Source organism: Amycolatopsis sp. WAC 01376 (genome assembly GCF_003947415.1).
Lineage (GTDB): Bacteria > Actinomycetota > Actinomycetes > Mycobacteriales > Pseudonocardiaceae > Amycolatopsis.
In genome coordinates this window covers 266,380-291,335 of record NZ_QHKL01000008.1, presented here as the reverse complement: position 1 = coordinate 291,335, position 24,956 = coordinate 266,380, and the positions used below count along the sequence as shown (strand labels likewise).

General features: G+C 70.3%; 5 protein-coding genes. All 5 read left to right on the top strand.

What is annotated here, in order from left to right; genetic code table 11:
• Positions 1-26 precede the first annotated feature (26 nt).
• The 5 genes from DMH03_RS34580 to DMH03_RS34560 all read left to right on the top strand — a co-directional run bounded on the left by DMH03_RS34580 (position 27) and on the right by DMH03_RS34560 (position 24,863).
• Entirely contained in the window at positions 27-869 is an 843-nt protein-coding gene (locus DMH03_RS34580) for a prephenate dehydrogenase (protein ID WP_125796210.1), read from the top strand.
• A gap of 118 nt (positions 870-987) precedes the next feature.
• Positions 988-2,940 carry an ABC transporter ATP-binding protein gene (locus tag DMH03_RS34575; RefSeq protein WP_125796209.1) on the top strand — a complete coding sequence of 651 codons (1,953 nt, stop codon included), beginning with the start codon at positions 988-990 and terminating at the stop codon, positions 2,938-2,940.
• 2 nt (positions 2,941-2,942) lie between these two features.
• On the top strand, positions 2,943-9,158 hold the full coding sequence (locus DMH03_RS34570; RefSeq protein ID WP_158633149.1) for a non-ribosomal peptide synthetase: 6,216 nt from the start codon (positions 2,943-2,945) through the stop codon (positions 9,156-9,158).
• Positions 9,155-12,325 (top strand): non-ribosomal peptide synthetase, encoded by a 3,171-nt coding sequence (locus tag DMH03_RS42715; protein ID WP_125796208.1) that lies wholly within the window; start codon positions 9,155-9,157, stop codon positions 12,323-12,325. The genes DMH03_RS34570 and DMH03_RS42715 overlap by 4 nt, the downstream gene beginning before the upstream one ends.
• Positions 12,326-12,809: 484 nt before the next feature.
• Positions 12,810-24,863, top strand: coding sequence for a non-ribosomal peptide synthetase (locus tag DMH03_RS34560; protein WP_125796207.1), 12,054 nt, complete (start codon positions 12,810-12,812; stop codon positions 24,861-24,863).
• Positions 24,864-24,956: the final 93 nt, after the last annotated feature.

Genomic DNA, 24,956 nt, shown 5'->3' with positions numbered 1-24,956 from the left:
CTCGTCGCGCGGCTTAAGAAGTAGTGGTGACCATCGAGAAGGCGCTCGTAGTCGGTACCGGGTTGATCGGCACCTCGGTCGCGCTGGCCCTGCGTGACAAGGGCGTGGCGGTCCGCCTCACCGACGTCGACGTGCTCGCCCTCCGGCTGGCTGTGGAGCTCGGAGCCGGTGCGGTGTGGACCGGCGAGAAAGTGGACCTCGCGGTGATCGCCGTGCCGCCGCAGTTCGTGGGGGAGCGGCTGGCGGACCTCCAGAAGCAGGAGGTCGCGCGGGCGTACACCGACGTGGCCAGTGTCAAGGCGGGCCCGATCGCCGACGCGGTGCGGCTCGGCTGCGACCAGACTTCCTATGTGCCGGGACATCCGCTTGCCGGCCGGGAGCGATCCGGCCCGGCCGCGGCCCGTGCCTGCCTTTTCTCGGGCCGTCCCTGGGCGCTTTGCCCCGGCAGCGAGACAGAAGCGGACGCTGTGCGGCTCGTCCGTGACCTGGTGTCGATGTGCGGGGCGAAGGCGGTGACCGTGAGCGCGGGCGAACACGACACGGCGGTGGCGCTGGTGTCGCACGCGCCGCACGTGGTGGCCTCGGCGGTGGCGGCGAGCCTGTCCGCCGGTGACGACGTCACGCTGGGCCTCGCGGGGCAGGGGCTGCGCGACGTGACCCGCATCGCCGCCGGGAATCCCCTGCTGTGGCGGATGATCCTCGCCGGGAACGCGGTGCCGGTGGCAGACGTGCTCGAACGGATCGCGGCGGAACTCGTCACGGCGGCTACGGCGCTGCGGTCCGGTGATCTCGACGAGCTGACGGAGCTGCTGCGGCGCGGGGTGTCCGGCCACGCCAGGATTCCCGGAACACCGGTTTCGCCGGGGTAGTCCCTTGTGGACGGTGCGGGAACCGGTGCCGCGGATGTTCGCCTGCGCCCACTCGTGGACAACGACACGATTCAGCACGATTGAGATCGCCGACTTCGCGTGTGAGAGGGGTGCCTGGATGGACGTAGTGATGCGCTTCGGGGGGGTGAAGAAGAGCGATGACGACCCCGACCCTTGGCAGACCAGGATCCGGCCGGGGACCCTGCGCAGGGTGCTCTCGTACTTCCGGCCGCATATCGGCAAGGTGGCGCTCTTCTTCCTCGTCGCCGCACTGGAGTCGTTGATCATCGTCGCGACCCCCTTGCTGCTGAAGGAACTGGTCGACGGCGGCATTCTCGAGAACGACCTCGGGACCGTGGTCTCGATGGCCGCACTGGCCGCCGGACTCGCCGTGGCAGGCGCGCTGCTGGCACTGGTGTCTGGCTACATTTCCGGGCGGATCGGGCAGGGGGTCACCTACGACCTCCGGGTTCAGGCGATCGACCATGTCCGGCGTCTGCCGATCGCGTTCTTCACCCGTACCCAGACCGGCGTGCTGGTCGGCAGGCTGCACACGGAACTGGTCATGGCGCAGCAGGCGTTCAGTTCCGTGCTGATGGCGGCGACCAGCGCGGTCACGATCGTGCTGGTGCTGGCCTCGATGTTCTACCTTTCGTGGCTCGTCGCCCTCGTCTCACTGGTGCTGATCCCGGTCTTCCTCGTGCCCTGGGTCTACGGGGGCAGGCTGATCCAGCGGCACACCCGGCGGCTGATGGAGGCGAACTCCTCTCTGGGCGGGCTTCTTCAGGAGCGGTTCAACGTTCAGGGGGCGATGCTCTCCAAGCTCTTCGGCCGTCCGGCGGAGGAGAAGGCCGATTACGAAGCCCGTGCCGAGCGGATCCGCGGGATCGGTGTCCGCCTGTCGGTGTACGGCCGGATGGCTTTCGTCATCATGGCGCTGATGGCCTCGCTCGCCACGGCGCTCGTCTACGGGGTCGGCGGTGGGCTCGTGATCGCCGGGGTATTCCAGCTCGGCACGCTGGTCGCCATCGCCACCCTGCTGGGACGGCTGTTCGGGCCGATCACCCAGCTGTCCGGGATGCAGGAGTCCGCGCTGACCGTGGTGGTGGCCTTTTCCCGGGTCTTCGAGCTGCTCGACCTGAAGCCGCTGATCAAGGAAAGCCCCGACGCGGTCGCGCTCGCCGGGAACAGGGCACCGGACGTCCGATTCGACGACGTGTCGTTCCGCTATCCCACCGCGGACGAGGTTTCCCTGTCGTCGCTGGAGCACGTGCGGGCCGAACGGGAAGGCGGGCAAAGGACGGCGGAGGTCCTGCGCGGCGTCAGCTTCCACGTGCCTGCCGGGACCCTCACCGCGCTCGTCGGCCCTTCCGGGGCGGGGAAGAGCACCCTCACCCACTTGGTGTCCCGGCTGTACGACCCGACTTCCGGTGTCGTCCGCGTCGGTGACCACGACCTGCGGGATCTCACCTTCGATTCGCTCCGTGAAACCGTGGGGGTGGTCAGCCAGGACACTTATCTCTTCCACGACTCCATCCGGGAGAACCTGCTCTACGCTCGCCCCACCGCGACCGAGGACGAGTTGATCGCGGCGTGTGAAGGTGCCCAGATCTGGGACTTGATCAAATCCCTCCCCAGCGGGCTGGACACCATCACCGGCGATCACGGCTACCGCTTGTCGGGTGGGGAAAAGCAACGACTGGCCATCGCCCGCTTGCTGCTGAAGGCGCCCGCGATCGTCGTGCTCGACGAAGCGACCGCTCATCTGGACTCCGAGTCGGAGGCCGCTGTCCAACGGGCACTGAAGACCGCTCTGCGCGACCGTACCTCGCTGGTGATCGCCCACCGGCTCTCCACGATCCGTGAGGCCGATCAGATCCTCGTGATCGACGGCGGGCTGGTCCGGGAGCGCGGTACACACGAGGAATTGCTGGCCGAGGGCGGTCTTTACGCGGAGCTGTACCACACGCAGTTCGCCAGGCCGGACCGGAACGGAGCCCGGCCGGAAAGTGACGGAGCCGGGCTCGACGACGAGCCCGAGCCGGTGCATCACGCGGTTCGTGGGGGATGACGATGAGTTCCGCAGCGCAGGCCGCATCGACGGTGCCGGCTCTCTTCGCCAGGCAGGTGGGCCGGGAACCCGGCGCGGTGGCCGTGGTCGACGGGGAGCGGATCCTCACCTACCGGGAACTCGACGACCTCGCGGGCAGGCTGGCCGCGCGGTTGATCGGCCGGGGCGCCGGCCTCGGCGGACGGGTCGCGGTCATGCTGGACCGCTCGGCGGATCTGCTGGTGGCGCTGCTCGCCGTCTGGAAGGCGGGCGCGGCGTACGTACCGGTGGACGCTTCGTATCCCGCGCCGCGCGTGGCGTTCATGGTGGCGGATTCGGGCGCGTCGCTGATGGTGTGCTCGGCCGCGACGCGCGATCGCGCCCCGGAAGGGACTGAATCGCTTGTCGTCACGGACGAAGCGGACAGCACAGTCGGCGCCCCGGTCATCCCGGCGAGCCCGGAAGACCTGGCGTACGTGATGTATACGTCCGGTTCGACGGGCACTCCGAAGGGTGTCGCGGTCCCGCATTCGAGCGTCGCGGAACTGGTGGGGAACCCCGGCTGGGGAATGGAACCCCACGACGCGGTGCTCATGCACGCGCCGCATTCCTTCGACGCGTCCCTGTGCGAGATCTGGGTGCCGCTGGTGTCCGGTGCCCGGGTGGTGATCGCCGAGCCGGGGCCCGTGGACGCGCGGCGGCTGCGGGAGGCGGTCGCGGGCGGGGTGACGCGGGCGCATCTGACCGCGGGCAGTTTCCGTGCGGTCGCGGAGGAAGCACCGGAATCGTTCGCGGGGCTGCGCGAGATCCTGACCGGCGGGGACCTCGTGCCCGCGCACGCGGTGGAGCGCGTCCGGAAGGCCGCACCCGGCGCGCGGATCCGGCATCTGTACGGGCCGACGGAAACGACGCTGTGCGCCACGTGGCACGTGCTCGAACCGCACGACGAGCCGGTTTCGGTGCTGCCGATCGGCCGTCCGCTTCCCGGCCGCGAGGCCTGGGTGCTCGACGAAACGCTGCGGCCGGTGGCGCCGGATGTGGTCGGCGACCTCTACCTCTCCGGTGCCGGTCTGGCCGACGGTTATCTCGACCGCCCGGGGCTGACGGCGGAGCGATTCGTGGCGGATCCGTTCGCGCCGGGCAAGCGGATGTACCGGACCGGCGATCTGGCGAAGTGGACACCGGACGGCGAATTGCTCTTCGCGGGCCGCGTCGACGACCAGGTGAAGATCCGCGGGTTCCGCATCGAACCCGGCGAGGTCGAAGCCGCGATGACCGCGCAGCCGGACGTCCACGAGGCCGTCGTGGTGCCGATCGACGGCCGCCTGATCGGTTACGTGGTGGCGGACGTGGACCCGGCTCTCGTTCGCGAGCGGCTCGCGGCGGTGCTGCCCGAATACCTGGTCCCGGCCGTCGTGATGACGGTGGACGCGTTGCCGCTGACCGGCAACGGCAAGGTGGACCGGGCGGCGTTGCCCGCACCCGGCTTCACCGCGAAGGCCGACGGCCGTGAGCCCGCCACCGAGGCGGAGCGTGTCCTCTGTGGACTGTTCGCCGAGGTGCTCGGCACCGAGCGGGCCGGGGTCGACGACGGCTTCTTCGAACTGGGCGGGGACTCGATCCTCGCGGTGCGCGTGGCGGCTCGTGCGGCCAAAGCCGGCCTGCTGGTGACGCCTGCCCAGATCTTCGGGGAGCAGACCCCCGCGCGGCTGGCCGCTGTGGCGAGCGCCGTCCAAGCCGAAGAGCCCGCGGACGGCCCCCTGATCGAGCTGACCCCGGAAGACGAGGCGGAACTGGCGGCCGCGGTCCCGGACGCCGTGGAGGTCTGGCCGCTGGCGCCGCTCCAGGCGGGACTGCTCTTCCAGACGACCCTCGACGACCAGGGTCCCGACATCTATCAAACCCAGTGGATCGTGGAGCTGACCGGTCCGCTGGACGTGGCCAGGTTGCGATCGGTGTGGGAGGCGGTCTTCGCCCGGCACGCCGAGCTTCGGCTCACCTTCCACCGGCTCGCGTCGGGCAAGGCGGTGCAGGCCGTCGCCGGACACGTCGAGCTGCCGTGGCGCGAGGTCGATCTGACCGGCGCGAGCGATGTCGAAGAGGCCATCAAGGCGCTGTCCGCCGAGGAACAGCGGGACCGGTTCGATCTCGCCAAGGCGCCGTTGTTCCGGCTCGTGCTGATCCGGGTCGGCGAAGACCGGCACCGGCTGCTGGTCGTCAACCACCACATCCTCACCGACGGCTGGTCGGTGGCGGTGATCCTCAACGAGGTGTCGGAGGCGTACACCGCCGGTGGATTCCCGGACCGGACGGCCGCCTCGTATCGCGACTATCTGGCTTGGTTGGACAGGCAGGACAAGGACTCGGCTCGCGAGGCCTGGCAGGCGGAACTGTCCGACATCGACGTGCCCGCGCTGGTCGCCAAGTCGGACACCGCGACGGACTACGACTACCGCGTCACCCATCTTTCGCCGGAGCTCTACACCCGGCTGACCGATTTCGCCCGTGACCACGGGCTGACGCTGAACACGGTGGTGCAGGGCGCGTGGGCGCTCGTGCTGGCGCGGCTCGCGCGGCGGACCGACGTGGTGTTCGGCACCACGGTCGCCTGCCGTCCCGCCGAACTCCCCGGCGTCGAGTCGATGCCGGGGCTCATGATGAACACGATCCCGGTGCGGGTCTCGCTGGACGGCGGGGAACCGGTCGTGGACATGCTCGCCGCGCTCCAGCGTCGCCAGGTGGCCTTGATGCCGCATCAGCATCTGGGGCTGACGGAGATCCAGAAGACGGCCGGACCCGGCGCGATGTTCGACACGCTGCTGGTGTTCGAGAACTATCCGCGGGACTTCGCCGACCGGTTCACGTATCTGGGCACGGTCGAAGGAACCCACTACCCGGTGACCGTCGGTGTCATCCCGGGGGAGCGGTTCCGGATCCAGCTGGCTTATTGGCGCGGGCAGATCGACGAAGCCGTCGCCGACGGGATGCTGGACTGGTTCGTCGGCGCCCTCGGCGGGGTCGTCGAGAATCCGTCCGCTCTCGTCGGGCGGACCGATCTGGGCGAGATCCCGTTGCCGCGCTGGGAACCCGCGTTGCTCGACGGCGAGCCGCTGCCGTCGCTGATCGGGCGGATGGCGGCCGAACGGCCGGACGCCGTGGCGGTCTCCGACGGCGAGGGCGACCTGACCTACGCGGAACTGTGGGAGCGGGCGACGAAGTTCGGCGCCGTCCTGCGGGCGGCCGGGGTCGAGCGGGAGCGCCGGGTCGGGCTGGTGGCCGGGCGGTCCGCGTGGTGGCTGATCGGGATGCTGGGCGTGTCGCTGGCGGGCGGCGTCTTCGTCCCGGTGGACCCCGCGTATCCGGCCGAGCGCGTGAAGCTGATCTTCGGCAGCGCGGATCCGATGCTGGTGGTGTGTCAGGGAAAGACCCGCGGAGCGGTGCCGGAGGAGTTCGCGGACCGGGTCGTCGTGCTCGACGAACTGGACCTGGCGGACGCTCCGAGCGCGGTCCTGCCGCGTGTCGGCATGCGTGACGCGGCGTACGTGATCTACACGTCGGGATCGACGGGAACGCCGAAGGGCGTCATCGTCACCTACTCGGGCCTGGGCAACCTGGCGATGGCGCATATCGAACGCCTCGCCGTGACACCGTCGTCCCGCGTCCTGCAGTTCGCGGCGCTCGGCTTCGACACCATCGTCTCCGAGGTGATGATGGCGTTGCTTTCGGGAGCGACCCTGGTGATGCCGCCGGACGAGGATCTGCCGCCGCAGGCTTCGCTGAGCGACACGCTGGAACGGTGGGACGTCACGCATGTGAAGGCCCCGCCGTCCGTGCTGGCCACTGTCGATGTGTTCCCGGACGGGGTCGAAACGGTGACCGCGGCGGGTGAACTGTGCCCGCCGGGCCTGGTGGACCGGTTGTCGGCCGACCGCCGGATGCTCAACGCCTACGGGCCCACCGAGACCACGATCTGCGCGACCGTGAGCATGCCGCTGGCACCGCACGGAGACGTGATCCCGTTCGGCGGGCCGATCGCCGGTGTCCGCGGCTATCTACTGGACGCGTTCCTGCGCCCGCTGCCGCGCGGGGTCGTCGGTGAGCTGTACCTGGCCGGGATCGGGGTGGCGCGGGGCTATTTGGGGCGCGCCGCGCTGACGTCCGAGCGCTTCGTCGCCGATCCGTTCGTCGCCGGTGAGCGCATGTACCGGACGGGTGATCTGGCGTACTGGACGGATCAGGGTGAGCTGGTGTCCGCCGGCCGGGCCGACGACCAGGTCAAGATCCGCGGGTTCCGCGTCGAGCCGCGTGAGATCGAGTTCGCGCTGTCCAACCATCCTCAGGTCACCCAGGCCACGGTGACCGTTCGCGAGGGGCGGTTGGTGGCCTACGTGTCGCCGGGTGACGTCGACCCGGAGGAGCTGCGGAAGGGGCTCGCGGAGCGGATGCCCGCGTACATGGTGCCCGCGGCCGTGATGGCGCTGGACGTCCTGCCGCTGACACCGCACGGCAAGATCGACCGGAAGGCGTTGCCCGAGCCGGACTTCTCGTCGAAGACGGTCGGAAGGGCGCCCGCCACCGACGCCGAGCGGATCCTGTGCGAGGTGTTCGCCGAGGTCCTCGGGCTGGCGCGGGTCGGCGTCGAGGACAGTTTCTTCGAACTGGGCGGGGATTCGATCTCGTCGATGCAGGTCGCTTCCCGCGCGCGCCGCGACGGTCTCTCGCTGAGCCCGCGGCAGGTGTTCGAGCACCGGACCCCCGAACGGCTCGCGCAGCTGGTGGCGCTGGTTCCCCAGCAGGATCCGGGCAGGGCCACCGATGGCATCGGCGAAGTGGCGTTGACGCCGGTGATGCGGCTGTTCGGCGACGGTGTCGCGGCTCCGCGCTTCGCGCAGTGGATGGTGCTGGGCGCGCCCGCGGACCTGACGGAAGAGACGTTGAGCGCAGGCTTGGCGGCGGTGCTGGACACGCACGACATGCTGCGGGCACGGGTCGTCGACGGACGGCTGGTGGTCGGCGAGCGCGGCTCGGCCGGGACCTTCACCCGCATGAAGGTCGAAGGCGGCTCGCTGGACGATGCCGCCGGCGAAGCTGCGCGGGAAGCCGTCGGACGGCTGGATCCGGCCGCGGGCGTGGTCGTCCAAATTGTGTGGTTGGACGCCGGACCGGACCGGGTGAGCCGCTTGGTCGTGGTGGCGCACCACCTCGTCGTCGACGGGGTTTCGTGGCGAGTCCTGGCATCCGACCTGCGAGCGGCGTGCGAAGCGGTGGCGGCGGGGCGGGAACCGGAACTGGAGCCGGTGGGCGTGTCGTTCCGCCGGTGGGCGGGCCTGCTGGAGGAGTGGGCGGTCTCCGCCGAACGAGTCGCGGAACTGCCTGCGTGGCAAGCGATCCTCGGCCAAGGGGAACCGCCTGAGCGGGCACCGGCGGGGAAGGTGCGGTCGCGGTCGTGGGTGGTGCCTTCGGCCGAGACGTCGGTGCTGGTCGGGCGGGCCCCGGTGGTGTTCCACTGCGGGGTGCACGAGGTCCTGCTCGCCGGGCTCGCGGGAGCGGTGGCCCGATGGGGTGAGCGGGACACGGTATTGGTGGACGTGGAAGGCCATGGTCGTCATCCAGTCGAGGGAATGGATCTGTCCAGGACGGTCGGCTGGTTCACCAGCACGCATCCCGTGCGCCTCGACGTCTCCGGGATCGACCTCGCCGGTGTGGTGGCCGGTGCTTCGCCGGCCGGGACGTTGCTGAAGGTGGTCAAGGAACAGTCGCGCGCGGTGCCCGGCGACGGGCTCGGCTACGGGTTGCTGCGTTATCTCAACGGCGAGACCGAGCCGGTCCTGGCGGCGCTGCCGTCGGCGCGGATCGGGTTCAACTACCTCGGCCGGTTCGTCGCCGGTGACGAGAGCGACGTGCGGGCTTGGCAGCAGGCGGGGGAAATCGGCGGCTCGATGGACGCGAACACGCCGGTGCCGCACGGCCTGGACGTCAACGCGATCGTCCAGGATCTGCCGGACGGGCCGGAACTGATCCTCATGCTCGAATGGCCGGACGAGTCGTTCGACGAAGCCGCGATCGAACGACTCGTCCGCGAAGTGCTGGATGTGTTGTCCGGACTGGCTTCCCAGGCGGAAGACCCCGCGGCGGGCGGGCACACCGCATCCGATTTCGGTCTCCTCGAATTGGACCAGGACGAGATCGAGAGCTTCGAAGCACTAGCAGCGGAACTCAGCGAAGGCCGGGCATCGTGAACACTTCGACCACTTCTTCTGGATCGGCACTGGCGGAAGTCTGGCCGCTCTCACCCATGCAGGCGGGAATGCTCTATCACGCCTCCTTGGACGACGAGGCGCCGGACATCCACCTCATCCAGCAGACGCAGATCATCGACGGACCCCTGGACACGGAACGCTTCCGGAGATCCTGGGAGATCGTCGTCAGCAGGCACGCGGCGCTGCGGGCGAGCTTCCAGCGGCGGAAGAACGGCGAGACGATCCAGCTCATTCCCCGGGACGTCAAGCTTCCCTGGGCCGAACGCGATCTGTCCGGCCTCTCCGAGGAAGACGCGCTGGCCGAGGCGAGCGTGATCGCGGAGAAGGAACGCGCCACGCGGTTCGACCTCACGCGGCCGCCGCTGCTGCGGCTGGTGCTGATCCGGCTCGGCCCGGACGAACACTGCCTGGTGACCACGAGCCATCACCTGCTCATCGACGGATGGTCGCGGGCGATCATCGAGGCGGATCTCCTCGAGATCTACGCGGCGGGCGGCGTCGGGACGCGGCTGCGGCCCCCGGGTTCGTACGGGAACTACCTGGCCTGGCTGGGGAAGCAGGACAAGGAGGCCGCCAAGGCTGCGTGGCGAGTAGAGCTGGACGGCGCCGACGGATCGGCGCTCGGACTGCCCGAAACCCCCGGCAGGACCCCGGGCCTGCCCGCGAGCGAAGTGGTCCGCCACTCGCCGGAGTTCACCTCCGCGCTGGCCGATTTCGCGCGCGGCCACGGGCTGACGTTCAACACGCTCATCCAAGGGGCGTGGTCGCTGGTGCTGGCGAGGCTGGCACGCCGCCGTGACGTGGTGTTCGGTGCGGTCGTCTCCGGGCGGCCCGCCGAGTTGCCGGGCGCGGAACAGACCGTGGGGCTGTTCATCAACACCGTGCCCGTGCGGGTGCGGTTGGACGGTGGACAGTCCGTTCTCGGGATGCTGACGGATTTGCAGGGCAGGCAGTCCGAGATGATGGCGCACCACCATCTCGGCCTGCCGGAGATCCAGAAGCTGGGCGAGGCGGGTTTCGACACGATCGTCGTGTTCGAGAACTACGCCGACCAGGCGACTGACTCGTCGTCCGAGCTCAGCCTGACTTTGCGGGACTTCAACCAGGCGACGCCGTACGCGATCACGCTGGGCGTCATGCCGGGCGAGAGCCTCGAAATCGAACTGCAATATCACGCGGACGTCGTCGCCGATTCCGTCGCCAAGTCGGCGCTGGACGGGCTCACCCTGGTGCTGGAGCGGATGATCGCGGAGCCGGGGACGGCCGTCGGCAGGCTGGACGTGCTGGACGACGCCGGCCGCGCGCTGGTGGTCGAGCGCTGGAACGAAACGGACGACCCGGTGGACGCGCCGTCGGCCGTGGACCTGTTCCGCCGTCAGGTGGAACGGACGCCGCACGCGACGGCGTTGACGGACGGGGGCCGGAGCTGGTCGTTCGGTGAGCTCGACGAGTGGTCCGGCCGGCTGGCGACGGCGCTGAGGGCGCGGGGCGTGCGGCGCGGCGACCGCGTCGGGGTGATGTTGGAGCGGTCGGCGCAGGTGCCGGCGGCCTGGCTCGCGGTCTGGAAGGCGGGAGCGGCCTTCATCCCCGTCGATCCCGGCTACCCCGCTGACCGGGTGGCCTACATGCTGGCCGACTCCGCCGTCGCGGTGGTGATGTGCCGAGCGGAGACCTCGGGTGCGGTGCCCGCCGGGTATCGGCGGATCATCGTCGACGACGCCCTCGGCCACGAGACCTCCGTTGTCCCGATCGGGGCGGACGATCCGGCGTATGTGATGTACACGTCCGGATCGACCGGCGCCCCGAAGGGCGCGGTGATCTCACACGGAGGCGTGGCGGCGCTGGCCGGGGATCCCGGGTGGGGCGTCCATGCCGGTGGCGCGGTGCTGATGCACGCTCCGCACACCTTCGACGCGTCGTTGTACGACGTGTGGGTGCCGCTCGTATCGGGTGCGCGGGTGATCGTCACCGAGCCGGGCGTGGTCGACGCGGAGCGGCTGGCCGCCCATGTGGCGGACGGTCTCACCGCGGTGAACTTCACCGCGGGGCAGTTCCGCGCGCTGGTGCAGGAGGCGCCGGAATCCTTCCTGGGCCTGCGCGACGTGGCGGTCGGTGGCGACGTGGTGCCGCTCGACGTGGTGGAGCGGGTCCGGCGATCCTGCCCACGGCTGCGTGTCCTGCATACATACGGCCCGACGGAAACCACGCTGTGCGCGACCTGGAAACCGATCGAGCCCGGTGAACGGACAGGGCCGTTGCTGCCCATCGGACGGCCACTGCCCGGACGGCGGCTGTACGTACTCGATGTCTTCCTGCGCCCGGCGGCGCCGGGAGTCGCGGGCGACCTGTACATCGCGGGCGCCGGGGTGGCGCAGGGTTATCTGGGGCGTACGGCGCTGACGGCGGAGCGGTTCGTCGCCGATCCGTTCGCGCCGGGTGAACGGATGTATCGCACCGGGGACGTGGCGTACCGGACCGGCGAAGGCGAGCTGGTCTTCGCCGGGCGGGCCGACGACCAGGTCAAGATCCGCGGCTATCGAGTGGAACCGGGGGAGATCGAAGGGGTACTGGCGGATCAGCCGGGCGTCGATCAGGCCGTGGTGGTGGCCCGCGACGGACGGTTGATCGGGTACGTCGTGTCCGATCAGGAGGTGCGTCCGGGACGGCTGCGCGAGCAGGTCGCCCGGGTGTTGCCGGATCACCTGGTGCCGGCGGCGGTGATCGTGCTGGACGCGTGGCCGGTGACGGCGAACGGGAAGATCGATCGAGAGGCGCTGCCCGCGCCCGACTTCGGTGAACGCGTTTCCGGCCGGGAGCCGGTCACGGAAATCGAGCGGGTGTTGTGCGGGCTCTTCGCCGGCGTGCTCGGGCTGGAACGGGTCGGCGCGGACGACGGATTCTTCGAGCTGGGCGGCGATTCGATCACTTCGATGCAGCTGGCGGCGCGGGCCCGTCGCGAAGGAATGGCCTTCGGCGCGCGGGAGGTGTTCGAGTACCGGACACCGGCGGGACTCGCGTCGTTCGTCGAACTGGGGGAGGAACCGGACGAGGTCCCCGCGGCCCGCCGTCCCGCCGCCGACTTCGAACTGGTCGACATGGGACGGGACGAGATCGAGGAATTCGAGTCCGAGTTCGACTCGGTGTAGGTGCGGGTGGTCGTGAGTGGCAAAGAGGGTTAGAACGACCATTGCCACTCACGACCCCTTGACAGAATTGCTTATTTCGCCATGAATCGGACATTCGATCCCCGAACGTGTCCACAGTGGACGCTTTAGGCAGGGGCGGCTCCTTTGGTCCGGGCCCAGTGGTGGGGCGAAGGCTCCCTTCGCTGCGTCTGATGCGGTGATGGACGTCTTCGGCCAGGCGCACCAGGAAAGAGCCGTGATGTGGTGACGTTGGGTAAGAGGTGTGTGGGAATAGGGACACTCAACGTCCCTATTTCCACACGCCTCTCGCCGCAGTCCCTTTCACCGCAGAAAAACCCGCCCGTTGGACATGTTGTCCGTGCAGACCCTTCGGGTGACGATTCTGCGGGGGGACATGCCGTATTCGACGTCGGCGCCTCGGCTTCGCGCAGGGGAACCCGAGCTTGGTTTCGCCGAAGAACTTCGTTGATCGAGGGAGATATTGATGGCTCAGTCGCGGATCGAGGACATCTGGCCGCTGTCGCCGTTGCAGGCAGGGCTGGTCTTCCACGCGGTCTACGACGGTGACGGGCTCGACGTCTACATTGGACACTGGGTCCTGGAGCTCGACGGCCCGGTGGACGCGGCGAGGCTCCGCGCGGCGTGGGAGGCCTTGCTGGCGCGCCACGCTTCGCTGCGGGCTTGTTTCCGGCAGCGTAAATCGGGTGAGACCGTGCAGATCATCGCGCGGCAGGTGGAACTGCCGTGGCGCGAGATCGATCTGTCCCATCTCGACGACACCGAAGCGGCCGTGCGGGAGCTGGCCGAGGAGGACCGGACGAAGCGGTTCGACCTCGCGACGGCGCCGTTGCTGCGGCTGACGTTGATCCGGCTCGGGGACGACAGTCACCGGCTGGTGGTCACCTGCCATCACGCGATCATGGACGCCTGGTCGCTGCCCATCGTGTTCGACGAGTTGTCGGCGCTGTACGAGGCGGCGGAGCTGCCGGAAGTGACGCCGTACCGCGAATATCTCGCGTGGCTGAGCCGCCAGGACAAGACCAAGGCGCTTTCGGCCTGGACAAAGGAACTGGGGGACCTAGAGGCGCAGACCTTGGTGGCGCCCGCCGATCCGGGACGCGCGCCCGGCATCCCCGAGAGTGTCACGGTCGAACTTCCCGCGGATCTCACGCGATCGCTGGAGGAGCTGGCCCGCGGTAACGGCCTGACGCTGAACACGGTGGTGCAGGGTGCGTGGGCGCTGGTGCTGGCGCAGCTGACCGGCCGGACGGACGTCGTGTTCGGCGCGGTCGTCTCGGCGCGTCCGCCGGATCTCCCCGGCGTGGAGGGGATGGTGGGGCTGTTCCTCAACACCGTCCCGGTGCGCGCGCGGCTGCGTGGGGCGGCGCCGGTCGTCGAGATGCTGGCGGAGTTGCAGAAACGGCAGTCGGCGCTGATTCCCGAGCAGTTCGTCGGGCTGGCGGACATCCAGCAGGCGGCCGGACCCGGCGCGGGCTTCGACACCTTGATCGTCTTCGAGAACTTCCCCCGTGAGCTCGGCGGACCGGATTCCGCCGCTCCCTTCGGCATTCGCGTCAACCAGGGCCAGGAAGCCGCCCACTATCCGCTGACGCTGGTCGCCGTCCCCGGCGAGTCGATGCTCGTCAAACTCGATTACCTGACCGACCTTTACGACCAGGCCGCCGCGCTCGCCATCGTCGAGCGGTTCACGGGTGTGCTGCGCCGGCTGTCGGACGACCTCACCGTCGCCGACATCGACGTGACGAGCGTGGCCGAGCGCGAAAGGGTCGGGCAGTGGGGTGTCTCGGCCGAGCCGGCACCGGAGGTCCTGGCGCCGGATCTGTTCTCGCGCCAGAGCGAAAGCGCGGTCGCGGTCGTCGCCGGTGACGAGACGCTGTCGTACGGCGAGCTGGCCGAGCGCGCCGAGCGGCTCGCGGGTTACTTGAACGGCAAGGGAGTCCGGCGCGGCGACCGGGTCGCCGTGGTGATGGACCGGTCGCCCGATCTGATCGCGACGCTGCTCGCGGTGTGGAAGGCGGGCGCGGCGTACATCCCGCTGGACCCCGCGTATCCGGCGGAACGCGTGAAGTTCATGCTGGCGGACGCGGAGCCTGCGGCGGTGGTGTGCACGGAAGCGCACCGGGACGCCGTGCTGGACGGCGGTCTCGCACCGATCGTCCTCGACGATCCGGAGACCCGGCGGGCGGTCGCGGAGTCGGCCCGGCTGTCGATCGGTGCGACGGCACAGGATGTCGCGTACGTGATGTACACGTCGGGCTCGACCGGCACGCCGAAGGGTGTCGCGGTGTCGCACGGCAACGTCGCGGCGCTGGTCGGCGAACCGGGCTGGGATGTCGGTCCGGACGACGCAGTGCTGATGCACGCCTCGCACGCTTTCGACATCTCCCTGTTCGAGATGTGGGTGCCGCTGCTGTCGGGCGCGCGGCTGGTGCTCGCCGGCTCGGGTGTCGTGGACGGCGAGGCGCTGGCCGGTCACGTCGCGGCCGGGGTCACGGCCGCTCACCTGACGGCCGGGAGTTTCCGGGTGCTGGCCGAGGAAGCACCGGAGTCGGTCTCCGGCCTGCGCGAGGTGCTGCCCGGCGGCGACGCGGTGCCGCCCGCCGCGGTCGAGCGGGTGCGGCGGACATGCCCGGACGTGCGGGTGCGGCATCTCTACGGGCCCACCGAGGCCACGCTGTGCGCGACGTGGTGGCTGCTCGAACCCGGTGACGACATGGGGCCGGTGCTGCCGATCGGCCGTCCGCTCGCGGGACGGCGGGTCTACGTCCTCGACGCGTTCCTGCGGCCGGTGCCCGCGGGGCTGCCCGGCGAGCTGTACGTCGCCGGAGCCGGTGTGGCGCAAGGCTATCTGGGCCGTTCGGTGCTGACGGCCGAGCGGTTCGTGGCCGATCCCTTCGCTCCCGGCGAGCGCATGTACCGGACCGGGGACCTGGCGTACTGGACGGACGAAGGTGTGCTGGCGTTCGCCGGTCGCGCCGACGACCAGGTGAAGATCCGCGGCTACCGCGTGGAGCCTGGGGAGATCGAGGTGGCGCTCGCCGCGCTTCCCGGTGTCGCGCAGGCCGTGGTGCTCGCCCGTGATGAGCACCTGATCGGTTACGTGGTCGCCGAAGCGGGACAAGAGGTCGATGCGGAGCAGCTGCGCGGACAGCTCGCGGACACGCTGCCCGAGTTCATGATCCCGGCCGCGATGCTGGTGCTGGACGAGTTGCCGCTGACCGTCAACGGCAAGGTGGACCGCCAGGCGCTGCCCGAACCGGACTTCTCCTCGAAGGCGGCCGGCCGCGAGCCGTCGACCGATGACGAACGAGTCCTTTGCGGAGTGTTCGCCGAGGTGCTCGGGCTGGAACGGGTCGGCGTCGAGGACAGCTTCTTCGAGCTGGGCGGCGACTCGATCTCGTCGATGCAGGTGGCCGCCCGTGCCCGGCGTGAAGGGATTTCCCTGACGCCGCGGCTGGTGTTCGAGCACCGCACCCCCGAGCGGCTGGCGGCGCTGGCCAACGAGGACCGGCCGACACCCTCCACAGTGGACAGTAGTGTCGGCGGGGTCGGCGAGATCCCGTTGACGCCGGTGATGCTCGCCCTCGGCGAGAACGCCGTGCGACCCGGCTTCGCGCAGGCCAGGGTCCTCGTGACCCCGCCGGAGTTCGACCAGGACGTGCTGGTGAAAGCCCTGCAAGTCGTGCTGGACACCCACGATCTGCTGCGGGCGCGAGTGGAATCGGGACAGCTGATCGTGCCCGAGCCGGGTGCGGTGGACGCGGCCGCTCTGGTGACGCGGGTCGTCGCCGGGGACCTGGACGAGGCCGCCGAACGTGCGGTCCGGACGGCGACGGGCACGTTGGACCCGGCGACCGGGACCATGCTGCGCGCGGTGTGGATCGACTCCCCGGAAACCGGGCAGGGCCGGTTGGCGCTGGTGGCGCATCACCTGGCCGTCGACGCGGTTTCGTGGGGAATCATCCTGCCGGATCTGCGCTCGGCCTACGAAGACGCCACCGCCGCTCTCGAACCCGTGACGACGTCGTACCGGCAGTGGGCGCGGAGGCTGGCCGAGCAGGCCCGAGACGAGCGCACCGTGGCCGAGACCGAACAGTGGATCGCTCTTCTCGACGGCGCGGAACCGGCCGTGGAACTCAGCCCGGGGAAGAAGCATTCGTGGTCTTCGACGCTGTCCGGCGACGTGGCGAACGACCTGCTGACCCGGCTGCCCGGAGCCTTCCATTGCGGGATCCAAGACGTCCTGCTGGCAGGTCTCGCCGGAGCGGTGACGCGGCTGCGCGGGACCGGTGGCGCGCTGCTGGTGGACGTCGAAGGCCACGGCCGTGAGGCCGCCGACGGCGAGGACCTGCTGCGCACCGTGGGCTGGTTCACGAGTGTGCACCCGGTCCGCTTCGAGGTCGGGTCGGGACAGCTGTTGAAGACCGCCAAGGAACAGATCCGCGCCGTCCCCGGCGACGGACTCGGCTACGGGCTGCTGCGGTACCTCAACCCCGACACCGGCGCCAGGCTGGCCGCGTTGCCGTCCGCGCAGATCGGCTTCAACTATCTCGGCAGGACAAGCCTTTCCGCCAAGGACCGGGCGTGGCAGCCGTCGGGCGAAGGGCCGCTCGGCGGTGGCCCGGACCTGATCCTGGCCCACCCCGTCGAGGTCGGCGCGGAGGTACAGGACACGCCGGACGGGCCCCGGCTGGGGCTCGCCATCGACGGCCGGGATCTCGACCCGGCCACGGTGGAGCGTCTCGGCGAAGCCTGGCTGGAGGCGCTGGCCGGCCTCGCCGCCGATCCGGCCGCCGGCGGGCACACGCCGTCGGACTTCGCTCTCGTCGAGCTGGCACAGCAGGACGTGACCGAGCTGGAGGCCGCGACGCCGGGGCTGACCGAGATTTGGCCGCTTTCGCCGCTCCAGGAAGGCATGCTGTTCGAACGAGCCGTCGCCGATGGCGGCGTCGACGTCTACCAGAGCCAGCGGATCTTCGACCTCGACGGGCCGCTTGACGCGGGACGGCTGCGGGCAGCGTGGAACCAGGTGGTCGCCCGGCACGATTCGCTGCGGACGAGTTTCCACCAGCCTGCTTCCGGCGAGCCGGTGCAGGTCGTCACCGCCGAGGCGGAAATCCCTTGGCGCACGGTCGATCTGTCGGAAGCCGGTGAGCCGGCCGCGGCCGCGGAGATCGAACGCCTGCTCGCCGAGGACCAGGCGGAGCGGTTCGACGTGACCAAGGCGCCGCTGCTCCGGCTGATGCTGATCAAGCTCGGCCCGGTGCGGCACCGGTTCGTGCTGACGTCGCATCACGTTCTCCTCGACGGCTGGTCCACGCCGCTCGTCCTTGGCGAGGTCTCGACCGCGTACGCGGGCGGGCAGGGCCCGTCGAGGCCACCGTCCTATCGGGACTATCTGACGTGGCTGAGCCGCCAGGACGAGCAGGCGACCCAGGCGGCGTGGCAGGCCGAACTCGCCGGTTCTGACGAGCCGACCGTGGTGGACGCCGACGCGGACAAGACGATGGTCGTGCCGGGTGAGCACGCCGAATGGCTGCCCGAGGCGGCGACACGGAACCTCATCGGCTTCGCCCGCGGTCACGGCCTGACGGTGAGCACGATCGTGCAGGGCGCGTGGGCGCTGGTGTTGTCGCGGCTGGCGGGCCGGACGGACGTCGTCTTCGGGACGGTCGTGTCCGGTCGTCCGGCGGAGGTGCCGGACGTGGAACGGATGGTGGGGATGTTCATCAACACCGTCCCGGTCCGCGTACGCCTCGACGGCGATCTGCCGGTGCTGACGATGCTCCAGGATCTGCAAGCCCGGCAGTCCGCGTTGACCGAGCACCAGTATCTGGGGCTGTCGCGGGTGCAGCGGGCGGCAGGGGCGGGCGCGGTCTTCGACACCATCGTGATGGTCGAGAACTACCCGCACGACGCCGCCGGTCTCGGCGACGACGGCGGTGTTTCGATCAGCTCGGTCGTCACCAGGACCGGCACCGGTTATCCGCTGACCATGAGCGTTTCCCCCGGGAAGCGCCTGCAGATCCGCGTGGCCTACCGGCCCGACCGGATCGGCGAGGGAACGGCGGCCGAGGTCGCCAGGCAGATCGTGCGGGTCCTGGAGCGGGTGTCGACGGAGGCGTCGCTTCCCGTGGGCCGCCTCGGCGTGACGAGCGAATCGGCGCGTGCTTCCGTGGTGGAGCGCTGGAATTCGACGGGCGAGGCGACGTCCGGGACCACGGTGCCGGAGCTGTTCCGGCGGCAGGCCGGGAAAGCCCCGGACGCGGTGGCCGTCGTCGACGGGGAACGCACGCTGTCCTATGCCGAACTGGACCGCGAATCGGACCGGCTGGCCGGGTACTTGGCCGCGCGGGGTGTGCGGCGCGGTGATCGCGTCGGCGTCGTGCTGGAACGCGGCGCGGAGCTGCTCGTCGCGCTGCTCGCGGTCTGGAAGGCCGGTGCGGCACAGGTTCCGGTGAACGTGGACTACCCCGCGGAACGGATCGAGCGGATGCTGGCCGATTCCGGTGCGGCGCTGGCGATCTGCGTGGCGTCGAGCCGTGACAAGGTGCCGGAGCGCGTCGAGCCGGTGGTCATGGACTCGGTGCCTTCGCACGAGGTGCCGTTGGTCTCTGTCGGCGTGCACGACGTGGCCTACGTGATGTACACGTCGGGATCGACCGGCGTGCCCAAGGGGGTCGCGGTGCCGCACGGCAGTGTCGCGGCGCTGGCGGGTGACCCGGGTTGGTCGCAGGGCCCCGGAGATCGCATGCTGCTGCACGCTTCCCACGCTTTCGACGCGTCACTGGCCGAGATCTGGGTGCCGCTGGTGAGCGGGGCCACCGTGGTGGTCGCGGAACCGGGTGCGGTCGACGCGCAGCGGGTGCGGGAGGCGGTCGAACGCGGCGTCACCACCATTCACCTGACCGCCGGGACTTTCCGTGTGGTGGCCGAGGAAGCGCCGGAATCCTTCACCGGCCTGCGGGAAATCCTGACCGGCGGGGACGCGGTGCCGCTCGCCTCCGTCGAGCGGATGCGCCGCGCCTGCCCGGACGTCCGCTTCCGCCAGCTGTACGGCCCCACCGAGATCACCCTGTGCGCCACCTGGCTCGTCCTCGAACCCGGCGCCGAAACGGGCAGTGTCCTGCCGATCGGCGGACCGCTGGCCGGCAGGAAGGCGTACGTGCTCGACGCGTTCCTCCAGCCGGTGGCACCGGGCGTGACCGGCGAGCTGTACCTCGCCGGTGCCGGTCTGGCGCACGGCTATCTGGGCGCCCCGAGTGCGACTGCGCAGCGGTTCGTCGCGAGCCCGTTCGCGGCCGGTGAGCGCCTGTATCGCACCGGAGACCTCGCGCGCTGGACGGACGACGGCGAGCTGCTGTTCGGCGGACGGGCCGACTCCCAGGTGAAGATCCGCGGCTACCGCGTCGAACCGGGGGAGATCGAAGCGGCGCTGACCGACGTGCCCGACGTCGCGCAGGCGGTCGTGGTGGCGCGGGAAGAACGTCCCGGCGAGAAGCGGCTGATCGCGTACGTCACCGCGGAATCGGGACAGGCACTGGAATCCGACGACGTCCGAGCGCGGCTCGCGGAGCGGCTGCCGGAGTTCATGGTGCCCGCCGTGGTGCTGGTGCTGGACACCTTCCCGTTGACGCTCAACGGAAAGATCGACCGCGCGGCCCTGCCCGCTCCCGAATTCGCCGGGAAACCCGCCGGTCGCGAGCCGCGGACCGAGGCCGAGCGGGTGCTGACCGGCCTGTTCGCCGAGATCCTCGGCCTGGACCGGGTCGGCGCGGACGACAGCTTCTTCGAACTGGGCGGCGACTCGATCCTTTCGATGCGGCTGGCCGCCCGCGCCCGGCGCGAGGACTTCGTCTTCGGCGCGAAGCAGGTCTTCGAGCAGAAGACCCCCGCGGGGATCGCGGCGGTCGCCGAACGCGGCGTGCGCCAGGCCGAGGTCTCCGACGGCGTCGGTGAGGTGCCGTGGACGCCGGTCGTGCGGGCGTTGCTGGAGCGCGATCCCGGTGCGATGGCGCGGGGCGCGCTGGCGCAGTGGGTGACCGCGGGTGTGCCCGGCGATCTGTCGATCGAGGCGCTGACGGCCGGTCTGGACGCGCTGATCGACACCCATGACCTGCTGCGGAGCCGGGTGATCGATTCTCGCTTGGTCGTGGCCGAACGCGGGACCGTGGACGCGGCGGCGCTGCTTCAGCGGGTCGAGGCCGGAGACGGTGACCTCGACGAGATCGCGGAACGCCACGCGCACGAGGCCGCCGGACGGCTCGACCCCGTCGCGGGCGTGATGTTCCAGGCCGTTTGGGTGGTTGCAGGATCCGAGGGGCGGCTCGTGCTGGCCGCCCACCACCTCGCGGTCGACGTCGTGTCGTGGCGTGTCCTGCTGGCGGATCTGCAAGCGGCCTGCGAGAACCCGGTGCTCGATCCGCCGCCGGTTTCGTTCCGGCGCTGGGCGCGGACGCTGGCAGGCCAGGCGGCGTCGCGGACCGGGGAACTCGAGCTGTGGACGGAAATCCTCGACGGCGCGCAGGCGCGGATCGGCGAGCTCGACCCCCGGCGCGACACCATCGCGACCTCGGGACGCCGGTCGTGGACCTTGCCTCGGGACCGCGCGAGTGTGCTCGTCGAGAAGGCCACCACGGCCTTCCACTGCGGTGTCCACGAGGTCCTGCTGGCGACGCTGGCAGGGGCAGTGACCCGGTGGCGCGGTGGCACCGCTGTCGTGGTGGACGTCGAGGGCCACGGCCGTCAGCCGCTCGAAGACATGGACCTTTCGCGGACGCTCGGCTGGTTCACCGATGTCCATCCGCTGAGGTTGGACACCGCCGGGATCGACCCCGCCGAAGTGGACGCGGCCGGTCGTTTGCTGAAGCAGGTCAAGGAGAACGTGCGAGCGGTACCCGACGGCGGGCTCGGCTACGGGATCCTGCGGTATCTCGACGACGAGACCGGGAAGGCACTGGCGGCGCTGCCGTCGCCGGAGATCGGGTTCAACTACCTCGGCCGGTTCTCGCCCCGGCCCGACGGCGACGCGGAACCCTGGCAGCTGGCCGGGACCATCGGCGGCACGGCGGAGGACGACCTGCCGCTGCGGCACGCCGTCGAGATCGACGCGGTCGTCCTCGACGGTGCGGCCGGACCGGAGTTCACGCTGACCGTGACCTGGGCGGAGCGGCTGCTCGGGGAGGCCGACGCGGAGTCGCTCGCCCAGGCATGGCTGGACATGCTGACCGGCCTCGCCGCCTACGTGGGCACCGACGAGAGCGCCGGGGGACATACGCCGTCGGACTTCCCGCTCATCACGCTGACGTGGCAGGAAGTGGCGGAGGTCGAGGCTCTCGTCCCGAACGTGCACGACATCTGGCCGCTTTCCCCCCTCCAGGAAGGGTTGCTGTTCCACGCGGTCGACGAGCGCGGCCCGGACGTCTACGCGGGCATGCGGACGCTCGCTCTCGACGGCCCGTTGGACGTCGCCCGGTTCCGGGCGTCATGGCAGACCCTGCTCGACCGGCATCCCGCCCTGCGGGCGAGCTTCCACCAGCTCGGGTCGGGAACGGCCGTCCAGGCGGTCGCCCGCGAGGTGGCGTTGCCCTGGCAGGAGACCGACCTGTCCCACCTGCCGGAAGACGAGGCGCCGGCGGAGTTCGAGCGGATCGAGGCGGAGTCCTATTCCGCGCGATTCGAGCTGTCCCAAGCACCGCTGGTCCACCTGCACCTCGTGCGGTTCACCGAACGAAGGCACCGGCTCGTGCTCAGGTCGCACCACATCTCGGCCGACGGCTGGTCGCTTCCGGTCTTCCTCGGCGACGTGATGGCGGCGTACGAAGCCGGCGGCGACGGCCGGACGCTGCCCGCCCCGACTTCGTACCGGGAGTACCTGTCCTGGCTCGCCCGCCAGGACAAGGCGGCCGCCAGAGAGGCGTGGCAGACCGCGCTCGCCGGGCTCGACGAAGCGACCCACGTCGTGCCACCGGACACGATCACCACGCCCATCGAACCCGACCGCGTGCGTTTCGATCTCGACGACGAGCTGAGCCGGCGCCTGGTGGAGTTCACCCGTGGGCACGGCGTGACGATGAACACCCTCTTCCAAGGGGTCTGGGCGCTGCTGCTGGCCCGGTTGACGGGACGCGACGACGTGGTCTTCGGGACCACGGTGGCCGGACGCCCGCCCGAGATCCCCGGCGTCGAATCCGCGGTCGGCCTGTTCATGAACATGCTGCCGGTCCGGGCCCGCCTCATCGGCGCGGAGCCGTTCCTCGACATGCTGTCGGACCTGCAGGACCGTCAGGTCGCGTCGATGTCGCATCAGCACATCGGGCTGGCCGAGATCAACCAGCTCGTCGGTCCGGGTGCGGCGTTCGACACGATCGTGGTGTTCGAGAACTACCCGCCCCCGCCGCCGCCGTCCGACGACCCGGACGTCCTCGCGTTGCGACCCGCCGGAATCCCGGACGACACCGGGCACTACCCGCTGTCCATCCGCGCGTCCGAAGGAGGCGGCGTCCACGGCGAGATCATCTTCCGGCCCGACGTGTTCGACCGGACGCGGGTCGAGGAGATCCTCGCGTCGATCGTCCGGGCTTTCGAACAGGTCGTGGCCGACCCTCGGATCGCGGTGGGGCGCGTCGAGCTGATCGGTCCGGAGCAGCGTCACCTGGTGGTGAGGGAATGGAACCGGACGGACGAGGCGCTCGCCGCCGAGACACTGCCCGCCCTGTTCCGTGCCAAGGCCGGGCGGACACCGGACGCGACGGCCGTGGAGGACGGGGCGCGGAGCCTGTCGTTCGGCGGGCTGCTCGCCGAGGTGGAAACACTGGCGCGCGTGCTCGTGGGGCTGGGCGTGCGGCGCGAAACCCGGGTCGGCGTACTGGTCGAGCGTTCGGTCGAACTGGTGGTCGCCCTCATGGGCGTCACGTTCGCGGGCGGGGCTTTCGTACCGGTCGATCCGGACTATCCCCGTGAGCGCGTCGAATTCATGCTGGCGAACTCGGCACCCGAAGTGCTGGTGTGCACCGAGGCGACCCGGGCGGTCGTGCCTGCCGGGTTCGCGGGCAAGGTGCTGGTGCTGGACGAACCGCCCGCCGCCGAGCCGGACGTGGCCCTGCCGCAGGTGGCCTCCGAAGACGCGGCCTACGTCATCTACACGTCCGGGTCGACCGGAGTGCCCAAGGGCGTTGTGGTCCCCCATTCCGGCCTCGTCAACCTTGGCCACGCGCATATCGAGCGGATGGCCGTGACTTCGTCCTCGCGGATCTTGCAGTTGTCCGCGATCGGATTCGACGCCATCGTCTCCGAGCTCTACATGTCCCTGCTCGCCGGCGCGACCTTGGTGCTGCCCGATTCGGCGAACATGCCGCCAAGGGTGACGTTGGGCGACGCGATCCGCCGGGCGCGTATCACCCACCTGACCGTTTCGCCGAGTGTGCTGGCAAGCGAGGACGATCTGCCCGGCACGCTGCGGACCGTGCTGACCGGCGGCGAGGCCCTCTCCGCCGCGCTCGTGGACCGCTGGTCTCCCGGCCGCCGGATGATCCAGGCCTACGGGCCGACGGAGACGACCATCTGCTCGACGATGAGTGCCCCGTTGGCTCCGGGGCACGACGTCGTCCCGCTCGGCGGGCCGATCCGGAACGTGCGGCACTACGTGCTCGACGCCTTCCTGCAGCCGGTGCCGCCCGGGGTGGCGGGCGAGCTCTACATCGCGGGAGTCGGGCTCGCCCGCGGTTACCACGGACGTCCGGGGCTGACCTCGGAACGGTTCGTCGCCGACCCGTTCTCACCCGGCGGCCGCATGTACCGCTCCGGCGACCGGTTCCGCTGGGGTTCCGACGGCAGGCTGTACTTCGTCGGCCGCGCCGACGCGCAGGTCAAGGTGCGCGGCTACCGGGTCGAACCCGCCGAGATCGAGGCCGTGCTGGCGGAACATCCGCTGGCCGCCCAGGTGGCGGTCGCCGTCCACCGGGACGGCCCGGGCGACAAGCAGCTGGTGGCGTACTTCGTGCCCTCGGCCGATGCCCCCGCCGGGGGTGGCGCGCCGGCTTCCGCGTTGCGCGAACTGGCGGCAGAACGCCTGCCGGAGTACATGATGCCCGCGGCGTTCGTGGCGCTGGAGAAGATGCCGCTCACCCCGAACGGCAAGCTCGACCACCGGGCGCTCCAGGCTCCGGACTTCGCCGGGATGACCTCCGGGCGGAACCCGCGCACGGCCTTGGAGGCGAAGCTGTGCGGACTGTTCGCGGAGGTACTCGGGCTGGAGCGGGTGGGTGCCGACGACAGCTTCTTCGAACTCGGCGGCGACTCGATCACCTCGATGCAGCTGTCGGCCCGAGCCCGCCGGAACGGACTGGAACTGAGCCCGTGGCAGGTGTTCGAAGAGAAGACACCGGAACGGCTGGCGACGCTCGTCAAGGAGATCCCGGCCGAAGGCGAGACCACCCCGGAACCGGAGCCCGCCGGGGGCGCGCTCGTCGCGCTTTCCGCCGACCAGCTGGACCAGCTCGAGGCCGGATTCTCGTGATCACGCGAGTTACGTCTCTGATCACGCGAGTTACGCCCTCAAGCACGCGAGATCGCCCCACCCGCCCAACGCGAACGCGAGTTCACTCACCCA